The 17,270-nt window shown below is 57.9% G+C and carries 15 protein-coding genes and 2 tRNA genes; 16 read left to right on the forward strand and 1 reads right to left on the reverse strand.

The features are described from left to right. Window positions 1-10 precede the first annotated feature (10 nt). Genes carB through MF4836_RS07215 form a run of 3 tightly spaced genes read left to right on the forward strand, consistent with a single transcriptional unit; the run spans window position 11 to window position 4,138 of the window. Window positions 11-3,232: a carbamoyl-phosphate synthase large subunit gene (gene carB, locus MF4836_RS07205; protein ID WP_078469780.1), complete on the forward strand. Its 3,222-nt coding sequence runs from the start codon at window positions 11-13 to the stop codon at window positions 3,230-3,232. Continuing rightward, on the forward strand, window positions 3,229-3,705 hold the full coding sequence (gene greA, locus MF4836_RS07210; RefSeq protein ID WP_020299921.1) for a transcription elongation factor GreA: 477 nt from the start codon (window positions 3,229-3,231) through the stop codon (window positions 3,703-3,705). Before carB ends, greA begins: the two co-directional genes overlap by 4 nt. A gap of 28 nt (window positions 3,706-3,733) precedes the next feature. Further along, a complete protein-coding gene (locus tag MF4836_RS07215; protein WP_078469781.1) occupies window positions 3,734-4,138 on the forward strand; it encodes an MFS transporter in 405 nt (134 codons plus the stop codon). A gap of 12 nt (window positions 4,139-4,150) precedes the next feature. On the opposite strand, the gene MF4836_RS07220 is transcribed toward MF4836_RS07215, so the two are convergent. After that, window positions 4,151-4,459 (reverse strand): YhbY family RNA-binding protein, encoded by a 309-nt coding sequence (locus tag MF4836_RS07220; RefSeq protein ID WP_078469782.1) that lies wholly within the window; start codon window positions 4,457-4,459, stop codon window positions 4,151-4,153. Window positions 4,460-4,562: 103 nt separating this feature from the next. On the opposite strand from MF4836_RS07220, the gene rlmE reads away from it, so the two are divergent. The 13 genes from rlmE (at window position 4,563) to truB (ending at window position 17,164) form a co-directional block, all read left to right on the forward strand. Beyond that, window positions 4,563-5,192 carry a 23S rRNA (uridine(2552)-2'-O)-methyltransferase RlmE gene (gene rlmE / locus MF4836_RS07225; RefSeq protein ID WP_020299918.1) on the forward strand — a complete coding sequence of 210 codons (630 nt, stop codon included), beginning with the start codon at window positions 4,563-4,565 and terminating at the stop codon, window positions 5,190-5,192. A gap of 202 nt (window positions 5,193-5,394) precedes the next feature. After that, window positions 5,395-7,299, forward strand: a complete 1,905-nt coding sequence (ftsH, locus tag MF4836_RS07230; protein ID WP_078469783.1) for an ATP-dependent zinc metalloprotease FtsH — start codon at window positions 5,395-5,397, stop codon at window positions 7,297-7,299. Window positions 7,300-7,307: 8 nt separating this feature from the next. Further along, complete coding sequence (gene folP / locus MF4836_RS07235; protein WP_078469784.1) at window positions 7,308-8,159, forward strand: dihydropteroate synthase; 852 nt, start codon at window positions 7,308-7,310, stop codon at window positions 8,157-8,159. A 16-nt stretch (window positions 8,160-8,175) separates the two neighbouring features. Beyond that, window positions 8,176-9,513: a phosphoglucosamine mutase gene (gene glmM / locus MF4836_RS07240; RefSeq protein ID WP_078469785.1), complete on the forward strand. Its 1,338-nt coding sequence runs from the start codon at window positions 8,176-8,178 to the stop codon at window positions 9,511-9,513. Between the two features lie 66 nt (window positions 9,514-9,579). Beyond that, entirely contained in the window at window positions 9,580-10,335 is a 756-nt protein-coding gene (tpiA, locus tag MF4836_RS07245) for a triose-phosphate isomerase (RefSeq protein ID WP_020299914.1), read from the forward strand. A gap of 4 nt (window positions 10,336-10,339) precedes the next feature. Continuing rightward, entirely contained in the window at window positions 10,340-10,723 is a 384-nt protein-coding gene (gene secG, locus MF4836_RS07250; RefSeq protein WP_078469786.1) for a preprotein translocase subunit SecG, read from the forward strand. A gap of 29 nt (window positions 10,724-10,752) precedes the next feature. Beyond that, a tRNA-Leu gene (locus MF4836_RS07255) sits at window positions 10,753-10,838 on the forward strand. 96 nt (window positions 10,839-10,934) lie between these two features. Next, window positions 10,935-11,011: transfer RNA gene (locus tag MF4836_RS07260), tRNA-Met, on the forward strand. A 130-nt stretch (window positions 11,012-11,141) separates the two neighbouring features. Next, the gene (gene rimP, locus MF4836_RS07265) at window positions 11,142-11,600 is read left to right on the forward strand and encodes a ribosome maturation factor RimP (protein WP_020299912.1); all 459 of its coding nucleotides are present in this window, start codon (window positions 11,142-11,144) and stop codon (window positions 11,598-11,600) included. Window positions 11,601-11,647: 47 nt separating this feature from the next. Next, a complete protein-coding gene (nusA, locus tag MF4836_RS07270; RefSeq protein ID WP_078469787.1) occupies window positions 11,648-13,129 on the forward strand; it encodes a transcription termination factor NusA in 1,482 nt (493 codons plus the stop codon). A gap of 27 nt (window positions 13,130-13,156) precedes the next feature. Continuing rightward, the gene (gene infB / locus MF4836_RS07275) at window positions 13,157-15,682 is read left to right on the forward strand and encodes a translation initiation factor IF-2 (protein ID WP_020299910.1); all 2,526 of its coding nucleotides are present in this window, start codon (window positions 13,157-13,159) and stop codon (window positions 15,680-15,682) included. A 159-nt stretch (window positions 15,683-15,841) separates the two neighbouring features. Continuing rightward, window positions 15,842-16,243: a 30S ribosome-binding factor RbfA gene (rbfA, locus tag MF4836_RS07280; RefSeq protein WP_078469788.1), complete on the forward strand. Its 402-nt coding sequence runs from the start codon at window positions 15,842-15,844 to the stop codon at window positions 16,241-16,243. Between the two features lie 3 nt (window positions 16,244-16,246). Further along, window positions 16,247-17,164: a tRNA pseudouridine(55) synthase TruB gene (gene truB / locus MF4836_RS07285; protein ID WP_020299908.1), complete on the forward strand. Its 918-nt coding sequence runs from the start codon at window positions 16,247-16,249 to the stop codon at window positions 17,162-17,164. Window positions 17,165-17,270: the final 106 nt, after the last annotated feature.

The following is a 17,270-nucleotide window of genomic DNA, read 5'->3' on the forward strand; positions in this document are numbered from 1 at the left end:
TGACAAACCCATGCCAAAACGTACAGACATTAAAAGCATCCTGATTCTCGGCGCTGGCCCGATCGTGATCGGCCAGGCCTGCGAATTCGACTACTCCGGCGCCCAGGCCTGTAAAGCCCTGCGCGAGGAGGGGTACCGCGTCATCCTGGTGAACTCCAACCCGGCCACCATCATGACCGACCCGGACATGGCCGACGCCACCTACATCGAGCCGATCAAGTGGCAGACCGTTGCCAAGATCATCGAGAAGGAGCGTCCAGATGCCCTGTTGCCGACCATGGGTGGCCAGACCGCTCTGAACTGCGCTCTGGACCTGGAGCGCGAAGGCGTTCTGGAGAAGTTCGGCGTAGAAATGATCGGCGCCAACGCTGACACCATCGACAAGGCCGAAGACCGTTCGCGCTTTGACAAGGCGATGAAATCCATCGGCCTGGACTGCCCGCGTTCGGGTATTGCCCACAGCATGGAAGAGGCCAATGCGGTCCTCGAAAAACTCGGCTTCCCGTGCATCATCCGTCCGTCCTTCACCATGGGCGGCACCGGTGGTGGTATCGCGTACAACCGTGAAGAGTTCGAAGAAATCTGCGCTCGCGGCCTGGACCTGTCGCCGACCAAAGAGCTGCTGATCGACGAATCCCTGATCGGCTGGAAAGAGTACGAGATGGAGGTTGTCCGCGATAAGAAGGACAACTGCATCATTGTCTGCTCCATCGAAAACTTTGACCCGATGGGCGTGCACACCGGTGACTCGATCACTGTTGCGCCAGCACAGACCCTGACGGACAAGGAATACCAGATCATGCGCAACGCCTCGTTGGCGGTACTGCGTGAGATCGGCGTTGAAACCGGCGGTTCCAACGTTCAGTTCGGTATTTGCCCGGACACCGGCCGCATGGTCGTGATCGAGATGAACCCGCGTGTATCGCGTTCGTCGGCACTGGCATCGAAAGCTACCGGCTTCCCGATTGCGCGCATCGCCGCCAAGCTGGCGATCGGTTACACCCTGGACGAGCTGCAAAACGAAATCACTGGCGGCGCTACGCCGGCGTCCTTCGAACCGTCAATCGACTATGTCGTGACCAAGCTGCCACGTTTTGCTTTCGAGAAATTCCCGAAGGCCGACGCTCGCCTGACCACCCAGATGAAGTCTGTCGGTGAAGTCATGGCCATCGGCCGGACCTTTCAGGAGTCTCTGCAGAAAGCCCTGCGTGGCCTGGAAGTGGGCGTTTGCGGTCTGGACGAGAAGCTCGACCTGAGCAACCCGGAAAGCATGAGCGTGCTCAAGCGCGAGCTGACCGTGCCGGGCGCTGAGCGTATCTGGTACGTGGCTGATGCTTTCCGCGCCGGCATGACCGTCGAAGACATCTTCGGCATGAACATGATCGATCCGTGGTTCCTGGTGCAGATTGAAGATCTGATCAAGGAAGAAGAGAAGGTCAAGACCCTCGGTCTGTCCTCCATCGACCGCGACCTGATGTTCCGCCTCAAGCGCAAGGGTTTCTCCGATCAGCGTCTGGCCAAGCTGCTGGGTGTGACCGAGAAGAACCTGCGCACGCATCGCCACAAGCTGGATATCTTCCCGGTCTACAAGCGCGTTGACACCTGTGCCGCCGAGTTTGCCACCGACACCGCGTACCTGTACTCCACCTACGAGGAGGAGTGCGAAGCTGCGCCGTCGGGCCGCGACAAGATCATTATCCTGGGCGGTGGTCCAAACCGTATCGGCCAGGGCATCGAGTTCGATTACTGCTGCGTACACGCCGCCCTCGCGCTGCGCGAAGACGGGTACGAGACCATCATGGTCAACTGCAACCCGGAAACCGTTTCCACTGACTACGACACTTCCGACCGTCTGTACTTCGAGCCGGTAACGCTGGAAGACGTGCTGGAAATCTGCCGCGTCGAGAAGCCTAAAGGCGTGATCGTCCAGTACGGCGGCCAAACCCCGCTGAAACTGGCGCGTGCACTGGAAGCTGCTGGCGTGCCGATCATCGGCACCAGCCCTGATGCAATCGACCGTGCCGAAGACCGCGAGCGCTTCCAGCAAATGGTGGAACGCTTGAACCTGCGTCAGCCACCAAACGCCACCGTGCGCAGCGAAGATGAAGCGATTCGTGCAGCTGCCAAGATCGGCTACCCGCTGGTGGTGCGTCCTTCCTACGTGCTGGGCGGTCGGGCGATGGAAATCGTCTACGAAGAAGAAGAGCTCAAGCGCTACCTGCGTGACGCGGTGAAAGTGTCCAACGACAGCCCGGTGCTGCTCGACCACTTCCTCAACTGCGCCATCGAAATGGACGTGGATGCAGTTTGCGACGGCACCGATGTGGTGATTGGCGCAATCATGCAGCACATCGAACAGGCCGGTGTTCACTCCGGTGACTCTGCCTGCTCCCTGCCGCCATACTCGCTGCCTGTGCATATCCAGGACGAGATGCGCGAACAGGTCAAGAAAATGGCCCTGGAGCTAGGTGTTGTCGGCCTGATGAACGTGCAGTTGGCGCTGCAAGGCGAGGACATCTACGTCATCGAAGTCAACCCGCGCGCTTCCCGTACCGTACCGTTCGTATCCAAGTGCATCGGTGTGTCCCTGGCCATGATCGCGGCTCGCGTGATGGCGGGTAAAACCCTGAAGGAAATCGGTTTCACCAAGGAAATCATTCCGAACTTCTACAGCGTGAAAGAGGCGGTGTTCCCTTTCGCCAAGTTCCCTGGTGTGGACCCGATCCTCGGCCCAGAGATGAAGTCCACCGGTGAAGTGATGGGTGTCGGTGACACCTTCGGCGAGGCCTTCGCCAAGGCCCAGATGGGGGCCAGCGAAGTGTTGCCGACTGGCGGTACCGCGTTCATCAGCGTGCGTGACGATGACAAGCCGCTGGTTGCAGGTGTGGCTCGTGATCTGATCAACTTGGGTTTCGAAGTGGTTGCCACTGCCGGGACTGCCAAGCTGATTGAAGCTGCCGGTCTGAAAGTGCGTCGTGTGAACAAGGTGACCGAAGGTCGTCCGCACGTGGTCGACATGATCAAGAATGACGAAGTCACTCTGATTATCAACACCACGGAAGGTCGCCAGTCGATCGCTGATTCCTACTCCATTCGTCGTAATGCCTTGCAGCACAAGATCTACTGCACCACGACCATTGCTGCTGGCGAAGCCATCTGCGAAGCGTTGAAGTTCGGTCCCGAGAAGACCGTGCGCCGCTTGCAGGATCTACACGCAGGATTGAAGGCATGATCAAATACCCGATGACTGTCCAGGGCGCTAAAGCCCTGGAAGAAGAGCACGCTCACCTGACCAAGGTCGTTCGTCCTAAGCTTAGCCAGGACATCGGAACGGCCCGCGAGTTGGGTGACCTTAAAGAGAACGCCGAATACCATGCTGCCCGCGAGCAGCAAGGTATGGTCGAGGCGCGGATTCGCGATATTGAAGGCCGCATGCAGAATGCGGTGATCATCGATGTCACGACCATTCCTCACACCGGTAAAGTGATTTTCGGCACCACGGTCGAGATCGCCAACGTCGAAACTGACGAAAGCGTGACCTATCAAATCGTGGGAGAGGATGAAGCGGACTTCAAACTCGGCAAGATCTCCGTCGGTTCGCCACTGGCCCGTGCCTTGATTGCCAAGGAAGAGGGTGATGTGGTCGCCGTCAAAACGCCAGGTGGCGTTATCGAGTACGAGATTGTCGAAGTTCGTCACATCTGAAAGACGGCACCCGCTTCGCGCGGGTGCCATGCTTTGGCAACTGGCCCAGATGCTCTGGGTCGGTGGCTTGTGGCTTCTGCACATCGGTTTGCTGCCGGTGCTCGAGCAAATAGGCTTGGCACCGCTGCTGATCGACGATATCGGCAAAATGCTGGGTGCGTTGCTGGTGGGCTTTTCGGCGGCGTGCCTGGTGTTGCAGGTGCTGATATTGATTCAGTCCGAAGGACTGGCAAGCGTGTGGCGGGATATTCGCGGGCAGCTGCTGCTGATGGGGCTTTATGCGTGTGCGATGTATTTCGTGGTGCGCATGCTGTTGCCTGAGGCGCAACGCTGGCAATTGTTCAGCTATCTTGTGCTTGGGTTTTCCGGCCTGGTGCTGGTGCTGCAGCCAGTCCCTGGATGGGGTGGCAGGGTACGCGAAGCGCACCCTTGACCCTTGTCGACGTCAGTGGAAGCGATGGACGTTCGACAGTTGCTTGTTTACCTTGGCGTTTTTGCGGTAAATCAACGCCATTTTGCCGATGACTTGCACCAAGTCAGCCTTGCCCGCCTTGCACAGCTCGGCGATGACCGCCAGGCGAGGCTCGCGCTCGAGGATGTTGAGTTTGATCTTGATCAGCTCATGATCGCTCAAGGCGCGTTCAAGTTCGGCTAATACACCTTCGGTCAAACCGTTGTCAGCCACAGTCAATACTGGTTTCAGATGGTGGCCAATGGATTTGTACTGTTTCTTCTGCTCTTGAGTGAGCGGCATAATCTGACCCCTGCGTCTGATCTTGTAAAAAGCGGCGGCCAGTTTACCCGAGCGAGTCCGGGACCGCCCAGTTAATCACTACCCGTTTTATTTGAGGTGGCCCGTGGCCCGTTCCAAGACAAGCCTTAAGTGGCTGCAAAGACATGTCAATGATCCCTATGTGAAGCAGGCGCAGAAGGATGGTTACCGCTCGCGTGCGAGTTACAAGCTTCTGGAGGTCCAGGAGAAATACAAACTGATCCGTCCAGGTATGAGTGTTGTCGACCTGGGAGCGGCGCCCGGTGGCTGGTCGCAGGTTACTAGTCGGCTGATCGGTGGTCAGGGGCGACTGATCGCCTCGGACATCCTGGAAATGGACAGCATTCCGGACGTGACTTTCATCCAGGGTGACTTCACCCGGGACGACGTGCTCGCTCAGATCCTTGAAGCTGTTGGTAATTCGCAGGTGGACCTTGTGATTTCCGATATGGCCCCCAATATGAGTGGTACGCCTGAGGTGGACATGCCGAAAGCCATGTTTTTATGTGAGCTGGCTCTTGATCTGGCGGCTCGGATACTCAAGCCGGGTGGTAATTTCGTGATCAAGGTGTTTCAGGGCGAAGGGTTTGATGCTTACGTGAAGGACGCTCGTCAGAAATTCGACAAGGTCCAGATGATAAAGCCGGACTCTTCCCGTGGCAGTTCCCGCGAGCAATACATGCTGGCTTGGGGCTACCGCGGCCGTAGTGAATAAATCGAGGTTTTTTGGCGGGTCGATAGGTTTTTCGTATTTCGCCCCGTGAGCATTAGCGAATATTGTGTAGAAAGTGTTTCACAAAGGGTTACAGACGGCGCCTGCCAGAGCCGTAGGTAATGTAGTAAGTTAGGCCGGTGAATATCATGCGAAGCGCGCGCCAGTAGCGGAGCTTGCTTCAGAGGGTAGTTAATTGAACGATATGGCAAAGAATCTGATCCTGTGGTTGATCATTGCGGCTGTCCTGGTGACGGTAATGAACAACTTCTCCAGCCCTAACGAGCCGCAGACCCTCAACTATTCCGACTTCATCCAGCAAGTTAAGGATGGCAAGGTCGAGCGCGTAGCGGTAGACGGCTACGTGATTACCGGCAAACGCAACGATGGCGACAGCTTCAAGACCATCCGTCCTGCTATCCAGGACAACGGCCTGATCGGTGACCTGGTGGATAACCACGTGGTTGTCGAAGGCAAGCAGCCTGAGCAGCAAAGCATCTGGACCCAGCTTCTGGTCGCCAGCTTCCCGATTCTGGTCATCATTGCCGTGTTCATGTTCTTCATGCGGCAGATGCAGGGCGGTGCAGGCGGCAAGGGTGGACCCATGAGCTTCGGCAAGAGCAAGGCGCGCCTGCTCTCTGAAGATCAGGTGAAGACCACCCTGGGTGACGTTGCAGGTTGTGACGAAGCCAAGGAAGAAGTGGGCGAGCTGGTCGAGTTCCTTCGTGATCCGGGCAAGTTCCAGCGTCTGGGTGGCCGCATTCCTCGTGGTGTGCTGATGGTTGGCCCTCCAGGTACCGGTAAAACCCTGCTGGCCAAGGCTATTGCCGGCGAAGCAAAAGTCCCGTTCTTCACCATTTCCGGTTCCGATTTCGTCGAAATGTTCGTCGGCGTGGGCGCCAGTCGTGTTCGCGACATGTTCGAACAAGCCAAGAAGCACGCGCCGTGCATCATCTTCATCGATGAAATCGACGCCGTCGGTCGTCACCGTGGCGCCGGCATGGGCGGCGGTCATGACGAGCGCGAGCAGACGCTTAACCAGTTGCTGGTTGAGATGGATGGCTTTGAAATGAACGACGGCATCATCGTGATCGCTGCGACCAACCGTCCGGACGTACTGGATCCTGCGTTGCTGCGTCCGGGCCGTTTCGACCGTCAGGTTGTCGTCGGTTTGCCGGACATTCGTGGTCGTGAGCAGATTCTCAAGGTTCACATGCGCAAAGTGCCTATGGGTGAGGACGTCGCTCCGGCCGTGATCGCTCGTGGTACCCCTGGCTTCTCGGGCGCCGACCTGGCCAACCTGGTGAACGAAGCATCTTTGTTTGCGGCTCGTACCGGCAAGCGCATCGTTGAAATGAAAGAGTTTGAGCTGGCCAAAGACAAGATCATGATGGGCGCCGAGCGCAAATCCATGGTCATGTCCGAGAAAGAAAAGCAGAACACCGCTTATCACGAGGCGGGCCACGCTATCGTCGGCCGTGTTGTGCCTGAGCATGACCCGGTTTACAAAGTGTCGATCATTCCGCGCGGTCGTGCGCTGGGTGTGACCATGTTCCTGCCGGAAGAAGATCGCTACAGCTTGTCCAAGCGTGCCCTTATCAGCCAGATCTGCTCCCTGTACGGCGGCCGTATTGCTGAAGAGATGACCTTGGGTTTCGACGGTGTGACCACCGGCGCCTCCAACGACATCATGCGGGCGAGTCAGATCGCACGGAACATGGTCACCAAGTGGGGCCTGTCCGAGAAGCTTGGCCCGTTGATGTATGCCGAAGAAGAGGGTGAAGTATTCCTCGGTCGCGGCGGTGGCGGTCAAAGCGCGAGTTTCTCGGGTGAGACGGCCAAGCTGATCGACTCCGAAGTGCGCAGCATCATTGATCAATGTTATGGCACGGCGAAGCAAATCCTGACGGATAACCGTGACAAGCTGGATGCCATGGCCGATGCCTTGATGAAGTACGAAACCATTGATGCCGAGCAGATCGACGACATCATGGCGGGTCGTACTCCGCGTGAGCCGCGGGATTGGGAAGGTGGCTCGGGCACTACTCCACCTGTTGTGCAGAATGAGCGTCCAGAAACCCCGATTGGCGGCCCAGCTGCTGACCATTAAGGTTTGAAATGACTTCTGTGTCGTCCTCAACCCGGTTGCCTTGCGGCAACCGGGTTCTTGATTTGGCCCATACGCATGTTATGGGCATTCTTAATGTCACTCCTGACTCCTTCTCCGATGGCGGTCGTTTCAGCCAGCTTGACGCTGCCTTGCGGCATGCCGAGGCAATGGTTGCGGCCGGTGCTACGCTGATCGATGTTGGCGGTGAGTCGACTAGGCCTGGCGCACGAGCGGTTTCTCCCCTGGAGGAGCTGGAGCGAGTGGCACCGATTGTCGAGCGGATTCATCGCGAACTGGATGTGATCATCTCTGTGGACACTTCCACGCCTGCGGTTATGCGAGAGACTGCGCGCCTGGGGGCTGGCCTCATCAACGATGTGCGCTCCCTTCAGCGTGATGGTGCGCTGGACGCCGCTGCAGCTACCGGCTTGCCGGTATGTCTGATGCACATGCTGGGTGAGCCTGGCGATATGCAGAATGATCCGCACTATCGCAGCGTGACTGAGGAAGTGTGTGAGTTTTTGGCTGAGCGCATGGCTCAATGTGCGGCGGTCGGCATCGCAGCTGAGCGGATCGTGCTTGATCCGGGTTTTGGTTTCGCCAAGACCCTGCAGCATAACTTGAGCCTGCTCAAGCATATGGAGGCCTTGAATGTCTTCGGACGCCCCCTGCTGGTAGGGGTTTCCCGCAAGAGCATGATAGGTCACGCCCTGAATCGTCCGGTGGGAGAGCGCCTCTATGGTGGCCTGGCTCTCGCTGCGCTGGCCATGGGCAAGGGCGCGCGGATTTTGCGCGTCCATGATGTGGCAGAGACGGTGGATGTGGTGCGGATGATCACGGCAGTGGAAATGGCCGAATAAGAATGATGGAGCACTTATGACTAAAAAATACTTTGGCACCGACGGCATTCGCGGTCGTGTGGGCGTGTACCCGATTACCCCCGATTTCATGCTCAAGCTCGGTTGGGCCGCTGGTATGGCCTTCCGTAGCATGGGCGCTTGTCGTGTTCTGGTGGGTAAGGACACGCGAATTTCCGGGTACATGTTCGAATCTGCACTGGAGGCCGGTCTTTCCGCCGCAGGTGCCGATGTTTTGCTGCTGGGGCCTATGCCGACGCCGGCCATTGCTTATCTGACGCGGACGTTCCATGCCGAGGCCGGGATTGTGATCAGTGCGTCGCACAATCCGCATGATGATAACGGCATCAAGTTCTTCTCCGGTGAGGGCACCAAGCTTCCGGATGAAGTGGAATTGATGATCGAAGAGCTGCTGGACGCCCCCATGACCGTGGTGGAGTCGAGCAAGCTGGGCAAAGTGTCGCGGATCAATGACGCCTCTGGGCGTTACATTGAATTTTGCAAAAGCAGCGTACCTTCCAGCACCAGTTTTGCGGGTCTGAAAATCGTCCTCGACTGTGCTCATGGCGCTACCTACAAGGTGGCTCCAAGCGTGTTCCGCGAGTTGGGTGCTGACGTCACTGTGCTGTCGGCGCAGCCCAACGGCTTGAACATCAACGACAATTGCGGTTCGACCCATATGTCGCAGTTGCAGGCCGCGGTATTGGCTGAGCATGCCGACCTTGGGATTGCCTTCGATGGCGACGGCGACCGGGTGCTGATGGTCGATCACACCGGGGCGATTGTCGACGGCGATGAGCTGCTGTTTATCATTTCCCGTGATCTGCACGAGCGTGATCGCCTGCAGGGCGGCGTTGTAGGGACCTTGATGAGCAACCTGGGGCTCGAACTGGCCCTGGCTGATCTGGGGATTCCCTTCGTGCGCGCCAATGTCGGCGACCGCTACGTGATTGCCGAGCTGATCGAGCGTAAATGGCAGGTGGGCGGCGAGAATTCGGGGCATATCGTGTGTTTCCGGCATGCCACCACGGGTGACGCAATCATCGCTGCACTCCAGGTGTTGATGGCGCTCAAGACGCGTAACGAGAGCTTGGCTCAGTCCCGTCAGGCGCTGCGCAAGTGCCCGCAAGTTCTGGTCAACGTGCGTTTTTCCGGTGGCAAGAACCCGGTCGAGCATCCGGCGGTCAAGGAAGCGTGTGAGCGTGTTACGGCTGCCATGGCGGGGCGCGGTCGCGTGTTGCTGCGCAAGTCGGGTACCGAGCCTTTGGTGCGCGTCATGGTCGAAGGTGACGACGAGGCTGTGGTTCGTGGCTACGCCGATGAGCTGGCAAAACTGGTTGCTGAAGTTTCTGCCTGATTTCGGCTTGCCAGTGTTAACGCGGTTGGGTAACATCTGCGCCCACTTTGACCGACGAGGTACAGCATGCGTCGCCCTATGGTAGCTGGTAACTGGAAGATGCACGGTACCCGCGCCAGCGTCGCTGAGCTGATCAATGGCCTTCGTCATCTGGCCTTGCCTAGCGGTGTTGATGTCGCGGTATTCCCTCCTTGCCTGTATATCAATCAAGTGATTGATGGCCTGAAAGGAAAGTCGATTTCGGTCGGCGCGCAGAATTCTGCGGTGGAATCCATGCAAGGTGCGCTGACGGGTGAGATTGCTCCCAGTCAGTTGGTGGACGCAGGTTGTTCTCTGGTGCTGGTTGGGCACTCTGAACGCCGCCTGATCATGGGCGAGCGTGATGTGACTCTCAACCGCAAGTTCGCAGCAGCACAGGCATGTGGCTTGAAGCCGATACTGTGTGTGGGGGAGACCCTGGAGCAGCGCGAAGCCGGTAAGACCCTGGAAGTTGTCGGGCGTCAACTGGGCAGCATCATCGAAGAGCTGGGTGTTGGCGCTTTCGCCAATGCGGTCATCGCTTACGAGCCGGTCTGGGCCATTGGCACCGGGCTGACTGCTTCACCGCAACAGGCGCAGGATGTGCATGCAGCCATTCGCGCGCAGTTGGCGGCAGAGAATTCTGAGGTCGCACGAGGTGTGCGACTTCTATACGGCGGCAGCGTGAAGGCGGCCAATGCGGTCGAACTGTTCGGCATGCCGGATATCGATGGGGGGCTCATTGGTGGAGCTTCCCTGAATGCAGATGAGTTCGGTGCGATTTGTCGCGCCGCGGGAAACTGAAAAAATGCTGGAAACAGTCGTAGTCGTTTTTCATCTGCTGGGCGCTCTGGGCGTAGTTGCTCTGGTTTTGCTGCAGCAGGGTAAAGGTGCGGATGCTGGTGCGTCTTTCGGTGCAGGTGCTTCAAATACTGTGTTCGGAAGCCAAGGTTCCTCTACCTTTCTTAGTAAGTTTACTGCTATACTTGCCGCAGGTTTCTTCATAACCAGCTTGGGGTTAGGTTACTTTGCTAAAGAGAAAGCTCATGAGCTGACTCAAGTAGGTTTGCCAAACCCAGCGGTGTTGGAAGTTCCAAAGCAAAAGCCGGCTTCTGATGATGTACCGGTGCTTCAAGAGCAAAAGTCGGCTAACACTGCGACTGACGTACCTCCAGCTCAAGAGCAAAAGTAAGAAGGGTTTCACGCAGTAACGCAGTATTTGCCGAGGTGGTGGAATTGGTAGACACGCAACCTTGAGGTGGTTGTGCCCATAGGGTGTAGGGGTTCGAGTCCCCTTCTCGGTACCAATTATCAGGAGAGCCCGCTGTTGCGGGCTTTCTTGTAGGTGGAAGGTTACATTGACCCTTAAGGGGATCGGTCGTATACTTCCGCCCCAGCTTTGTCGCGGGGTGGAGCAGTCTGGTAGCTCGTCGGGCTCATAACCCGAAGGTCGTCGGTTCAAATCCGGCCCCCGCAACCAGTTTTAGCGGAGCCCCTTTTCAGGGGCTTTTTGTTAGCTGGACACTTTATAACGCCGCTATTCAACGGCGTTTCCGGGATGGGCGCTTCGCCCATTTTTTATTTGCACAAGCATGCACGAGGGGGTTCAGGTGTCGAGCAAGCTAGAACAGTTGCAGGCCTTGTTGGCCCCGGTGGTCGTGGCCCTTGGCTATGAATGCTGGGGTATCGAGTTTTCAGCTCAAGGCCGCCACTCACTGTTGCGCGTTTATATTGATAAAGAAGGCGGTGTGCTGGTGGACGATTGCGCCATCGTCAGCCGTCAGATCAGCGGTGTTCTGGATGTCGAAGATCCAATCACTGTTGAGTACACCCTTGAAGTTTCCTCTCCTGGCATGGAACGCCCGCTGTTCACTCTTGAACAGTTTGCCAAGTATGTCGGTGAACAAGTGAAGATCAAGCTGCGCTCGCCTTTCGAAGGTCGGCGTAATTTTCAGGGCCTTCTCCGCGGGATAGAGGAGCAGGACATCGTGGTGCAGGTAGAAGACCATGAGTTCCTGTTGCCGATCGATATGATCGACAAGGCCAACATAATTCCCAGTTTTGACTGAGACGCGGATCCCGCGGATCCAATGGCTTGCGAAAGGCGAGGCGTACGATGAGCAAAGAAGTACTGCTGGTTGTTGAGTCGGTATCCAATGAAAAGGGTGTACCGGCAAGCGTGATTTTTGAAGCGCTGGAGCTGGCTTTGGCCACGGCTACCAAAAAGCGTTTTGAAGACGAAGTTGACCTGCGTGTGGAAATCAACCGCCACACCGGTGCCTACGAGACTTTCCGTCGCTGGACTGTCGTCGAGGAAGCCGACCTGGACGATCCTGCGATCGAAACCTGGCCGAGCAAGGTTGCTGAAACGCATCCTGGCGCCAAGGTTGGCGACATCGTTGAAGAAAAGATCGACTCCATCGAGTTCGGCCGCATCGCTGCACAGACTGCCAAGCAAGTCATCGTGCAGAAGGTTCGCGAAGCTGAGCGTGCTCAAGTCGTCGATGCCTATCGCGAGCGCCTGGGTGAAATCATCTCCGGCACCGTGAAAAAAGTAACCCGCGACAATGTGATCGTCGACCTGGGTAACAACGCAGAAGCGTTGCTGGCCCGTGAAGACATCATTTCTCGCGAAACTTTCCGGGTTGGCGTGCGCCTGCGTGCGCTGCTCAAGGAAATCCGCACCGAGAACCGCGGCCCTCAGCTGATCCTGTCGCGTACCGCGCCGGAAATGCTGATCGAGCTGTTCCGTATTGAAGTGCCGGAAATCGCTGAAGGCCTGATCGAAGTAATGGCTGCCTCCCGTGACCCGGGTTCGCGCGCCAAGATCGCGGTCCGCTCCAAAGACAAGCGCATCGACCCGCAGGGCGCGTGCATTGGTATGCGCGGTTCGCGCGTCCAGGCCGTTTCCGGTGAGTTGGGTGGCGAGCGTGTGGATATCGTCCTGTGGGATGACAACCCGGCGCAGTTCGTGATCAACGCCATGTCCCCGGCTGAGGTTGCGGCAATTATCGTTGACGAAGATGCCCATGCAATGGACATCGCCGTTGGCGCAGACAATCTGGCCCAGGCCATCGGTCGCGGTGGTCAGAACGTGCGTCTGGCCAGCCAGTTGACTGGCTGGACCCTGAACGTCATGACCGAATCGGACATCCAGGCTAAGCAGCAAGCAGAAACCGGCGACATCCTGCGCAACTTCATCGACGAGCTGGAAGTCGACGAAGACCTGGCGCAGGTGCTGGTAGATGAAGGCTTTACCAGCCTGGAAGAGATTGCCTACGTACCGTTGGAAGAAATGCTCAACATCGACGGCTTTGACGAAGACACCGTCAACGAGCTTCGCGCTCGGGCCAAGGATCGCTTGTTGACTAAAGCCATCGCTACTGAGGAAAAGCTGGCAGACGCCCATCCGGCCGAAGACCTGCTCTCGCTTGAGGGTATGGACAAGGATTTGGCGATGGAACTGGCGGTGCGCGGCGTAATTACCCGCGAAGACCTGGCCGAGCAGTCTATTGACGACCTGCTCGACATCGACGGCATTGACGATGATCGTGCCGGCAAGTTGATCATGGCCGCCCGAGCCCATTGGTTCGAGTAATTAGGCGCGGCCTGAGGAGAGAAGTGCATGACGCAAGTCACGGTGAAACAACTGGCCGATGAGGTCAAAACACCGGTAGAGCGCCTGTTGCAGCAGATGCGTGAGGCAGGTCTGCCGCACACCGCCGCCGAGGAACATGTGAGCGACAGTGAGAAGCAGTCGTTGCTGACTCACTTGAAAAGCAGCCACAAGGCGAAAGTGGAAGAACCGCGCAAGATCACTTTGCAGCGTAAAACCACCAGCACCCTGCGTGTTGCTGGCAGCAAAAGCATCAGCGTTGAAGTACGCAAGAAGAAAGTCTTCGTACAGCGCAGCCCGGAAGAAATCGAAGCCGAGCGCAAACGCGAACTGGAAGAACGTCGCGCAGTAGAAAATGCTGCACGTCAGAAGGCTGAAGAAGAAGCCAAGCGTCGCGCCGAAGAAGAAGCGCGTCGCCAGCCTGCTGCTGCGCAAACCACGACTACCGAAGTTGCTGCAGCTCCTGCCGCAGTTGCCGAGCCTGTGCGTGAAAGCGCGCCGGTCGTGGCCGCTGCTCCAGCCCCTGCTGTCGACACTCGCAAGCGTGAAGAACAGCGCCGTCCTGACAAACCACGTGCCGACGATAACAATCGTCGCGGCAGTGGCGATGGTGAGCGCAAAAACGCTCCGCATCGTGCTTCGGTCAAGGAAAAGGCGCCGGCACCTCGCGTTGCCCCACGTACTACCGACGAAGAAAGCGACGGCTTCCGTCGTGGTGGTCGCGGCAAGGCCAAGCTGAAAAAACGCAACGCCCACGGTTTCCAGAGCCCAACCGGCCCTGTCGTGCGCGAAGTGAAGATCGGCGAGACCATCACTGTGGGCGATCTCGCTCAACAGATGTCGGTCAAGGCAGCTGAAATCATTAAGTTCATGTTCAAGCTGGGCACTCCGGCCACCATCAACCAGGTACTGGATCAGGAAACTGCCCAACTGGTTGCTGAAGAGCTGGGCCACAAAGTGACCCTGGTCAGCGACACTGCCCTGGAAGATTCCCTGGCCGAGTCCCTGAAGTTTGAAGGCGAGACCTTCTCCCGTGCACCAGTCGTGACCGTAATGGGCCACGTTGACCACGGTAAGACCTCGCTGCTCGACTACATCCGTCGTGCCAAGGTAGCGGCCGGCGAAGCCGGTGGTATCACCCAGCACATCGGTGCGTACCACGTTGAAACCGAACGCGGCATGGTCACCTTCCTCGACACCCCAGGTCACGCCGCGTTTACCGCCATGCGTGCCCGTGGTGCCAAGGCGACTGACATCGTGATCCTGGTAGTTGCGGCGGACGACGGCGTAATGCCGCAGACCATTGAAGCTGTCCAGCACGCCAAGGCGGCCGGTGTTCCTCTGGTTGTGGCTGTGAACAAAATCGACAAGCCGGGCGCCGATCTCGATCGCATCCGTAGCGAACTGTCGGTTCACGGCGTGACCTCGGAAGAGTGGGGCGGCGACACCCCGTTCGTATCGGTTTCGGCGAAAGTCGGTACCGGTGTAGACGAACTGCTCGAAGCTGTTCTGCTGCAAGCCGAAGTTCTCGAACTGAAAGCAACTCCATCGGCCCCGGGTCGTGGTGTTGTGGTTGAATCGCGTCTCGACAAAGGTCGTGGCCCGGTTGCTACCGTTCTGGTTCAAGACGGTACCCTGCGCCAAGGCGACATGGTACTGGTCGGTTCGAACTATGGCCGCGTTCGCGCCATGCTCGACGAGAACGGCAAGCCAATCAAGGAAGCCGGTCCTTCCATCCCTGTCGAGATCCTCGGCCTGGACGGTACCCCGGACGCTGGCGACGAGATGAGCGTGGTTGCCGACGAGAAGAAAGCCCGTGAAGTGGCTCTGTTCCGTCAAGGCAAGTTCCGCGAAGTCAAGCTGGCCCGTGCTCACGCCGGCAAGCTTGAAAACATCTTCGAAAACATGGGTCAGGAAGAGAAGAAGACGCTCAACATCGTCCTCAAATCCGATGTCCGTGGTTCGCTGGAAGCGTTGAACGGTGCCTTGAACGGCCTGGGTAACGACGAAGTGCAAGTGCGTGTTGTGGGTGGCGGTGTCGGTGGTATCACCGAGTCCGACGCCAACCTGGCACTGGCCTCCAACGCTGTACTGTTCGGCTTCAACGTGCGTGCCGATGCTGGCGCTCGCAAGATCGTCGAGCAGGAAGGTCTGGATATGCGTTACTACAACGTGATCTACGACATCATCGAAGACGTCAAGAAAGCCCTCACCGGTATGCTTGGCAGCGACGTGCGGGAGAACATCCTGGGTGTTGCTGAAGTCCGCGACGTGTTCCGTTCGCCGAAGTTTGGCGCGATCGCCGGTTGCATGGTTATCGAAGGTGTTGTGCACCGTAACCGTCCAATCCGTGTACTGCGTGAAGACATCGTTATCTTCGAAGGCGAGCTGGAATCCCTGCGCCGCTTCAAGGATGACGCTTCCGAAGTACGTGCCGGCATGGAATGCGGTATCGGCGTGAAGAGCTACAACGACGTCAAAGTCGGTGACAAGATCGAAGTCTTCGAGAAGGTTCAGGTTGCTCGCAGCCTCTAACTCGCGCACTTCAAGGGCCGCCATGGGCTGCAGCATGAAACATGCTCGGACCATCGCAGGACTCTAAACGCAACGCCCGGTCTGGCTTCTGTCAGGCCGGGCGTTTGCCGCTTTCAGACCATGCGGGTTTCACCGCAGGGCAGTAACAGGTAACAAGACATGGCAAAAGAATATAGCCGTACCCAACGTATCGGCGATCAGATGCAGCGTGAGCTGGCACAGCTGATCCGTCGTGAAGTGAAAGACCCGCGCGTCGGCCTGGTGACCATCACCGCCGTGGAAGTCAGCCGTGACGTCGGTCACGCCAAGATTTTCATCACCGTGATGGGCCAGGACAGCGCTGAAGACATCGCTCAAAGCATCAAGGTGCTGAACTCGGCGGCAGGCTTCCTGCGCATGCAGTTGGCCCGTGAGATGAAGTTGCGCAGCGTTCCGCAGTTGCACTTCCACTACGACGAAAGCGTCGTGCGTGGTGCCCACCTGTCGGCCCTGATCGAACGTGCCGTGGCTGAGGACAATCAGCACCCGGTTGCGGCAGAACCCGAAGACACCAAGGAGTAATCGGTGGCTCAGGTCAAACGTATCCGTCGTAACGTCAGCGGCATCATCCTGCTCGACAAGCCGTTGGGGTTCACCTCCAACGCTGCCTTGCAGAAGGTGCGCTGGCTGCTGAATGCTGAAAAGGCCGGGCATACCGGTAGCCTCGACCCGCTGGCCACTGGCGTATTGCCGCTGTGCTTCGGTGAGGCGACCAAGTTCTCCCAGTACCTGCTCGACTCCGACAAGAGTTACGAAACCCTGGCGCAACTGGGCAAGACCACGACTACGGCGGACGCCGAGGGCGAGGTTTTGCAGGAGCGCCCGGTGACCGTTGGTCGCACCGATGTCGAGGCGGCGTTGCCGAGATTTCGCGGGCAAATCAGTCAGATACCGCCGATGTACTCGGCCCTCAAACGTGATGGCCAGCCGCTGTACAAGCTGGCTCGTGCAGGCGAAGTAGTGGAGCGCGAAGCGCGTTCTGTTACTATTGCGCGCTTGGAATTACTGGCCTTCGAAAGCGATACTGCGCGGCTTGCGGTGGATTGCAGCAAAGGCACCTATATCCGCACCCTGGTGGAGGATATTGGTGAAGAGCTCGGCTGTGGCGCTTACGTTGCTGAACTGCGACGTACCCAGGCCGGACCTTTCACCCTGGCGCAGACGGTTACGCTGGAAGAGTTGGAAGCGGTACATGCCGAAGGCGGCAACGAAGCGGTCGACCGTTTCCTGATGCCATCGGACAGCGGCCTGCTGGATTGGCCGCTGTTGCAGTTCTCGGAGCACAGCTCGTTCTACTGGCTCAACGGCCAGCCGGTACGAGCCCCGGATGCCCCGAAGTTCGGCATGGTACGGGTACAGGATCACAACGGTCGTTTCATCGGTATCGGTGAAGTGAGCGAAGACGGGCGCATCGCGCCGCGTCGATTGATTCGGTCAGAATGACCGGACGAGGGTGGCTGTTAATAGGCATGGTCACTTCTCATTTTAAAATACGAGGGTTTGCCCTCGGCCTATTGAAGCGGTTCTCGCGAATCGTTTCCTGATAAAA

The organism is Pseudomonas sp. MF4836, assembly GCF_002018875.1.
Lineage (GTDB): Bacteria > Pseudomonadota > Gammaproteobacteria > Pseudomonadales > Pseudomonadaceae > Aquipseudomonas.

Excerpts from the sequence above, each read along its gene's own strand:
- carB (WP_078469780.1), top strand. The coding sequence starts at position 11 with ATGCCAAAACGTACAGACATTAAAAGCATCCTGATTCTCGGCGCTGGC.
- greA (WP_020299921.1), top strand. The coding sequence starts at position 3,229 with ATGATCAAATACCCGATGACTGTCCAGGGCGCTAAAGCCCTGGAAGAA.
- MF4836_RS07215 (WP_078469781.1), top strand. The coding sequence starts at position 3,734 with ATGCTTTGGCAACTGGCCCAGATGCTCTGGGTCGGTGGCTTGTGGCTT.
- MF4836_RS07220 (WP_078469782.1), bottom strand. The coding sequence starts at position 4,459 with ATGCCGCTCACTCAAGAGCAGAAGAAACAGTACAAATCCATTGGCCAC.
- ftsH (WP_078469783.1), top strand. The coding sequence starts at position 5,395 with ATGGCAAAGAATCTGATCCTGTGGTTGATCATTGCGGCTGTCCTGGTG.
- folP (WP_078469784.1), top strand. The coding sequence starts at position 7,308 with ATGACTTCTGTGTCGTCCTCAACCCGGTTGCCTTGCGGCAACCGGGTT.
- glmM (WP_078469785.1), top strand. The coding sequence starts at position 8,176 with ATGACTAAAAAATACTTTGGCACCGACGGCATTCGCGGTCGTGTGGGC.
- tpiA (WP_020299914.1), top strand. The coding sequence starts at position 9,580 with ATGCGTCGCCCTATGGTAGCTGGTAACTGGAAGATGCACGGTACCCGC.
- secG (WP_078469786.1), top strand. The coding sequence starts at position 10,340 with ATGCTGGAAACAGTCGTAGTCGTTTTTCATCTGCTGGGCGCTCTGGGC.
- nusA (WP_078469787.1), top strand. The coding sequence starts at position 11,648 with ATGAGCAAAGAAGTACTGCTGGTTGTTGAGTCGGTATCCAATGAAAAG.
- infB (WP_020299910.1), top strand. The coding sequence starts at position 13,157 with ATGACGCAAGTCACGGTGAAACAACTGGCCGATGAGGTCAAAACACCG.
- rbfA (WP_078469788.1), top strand. The coding sequence starts at position 15,842 with ATGGCAAAAGAATATAGCCGTACCCAACGTATCGGCGATCAGATGCAG.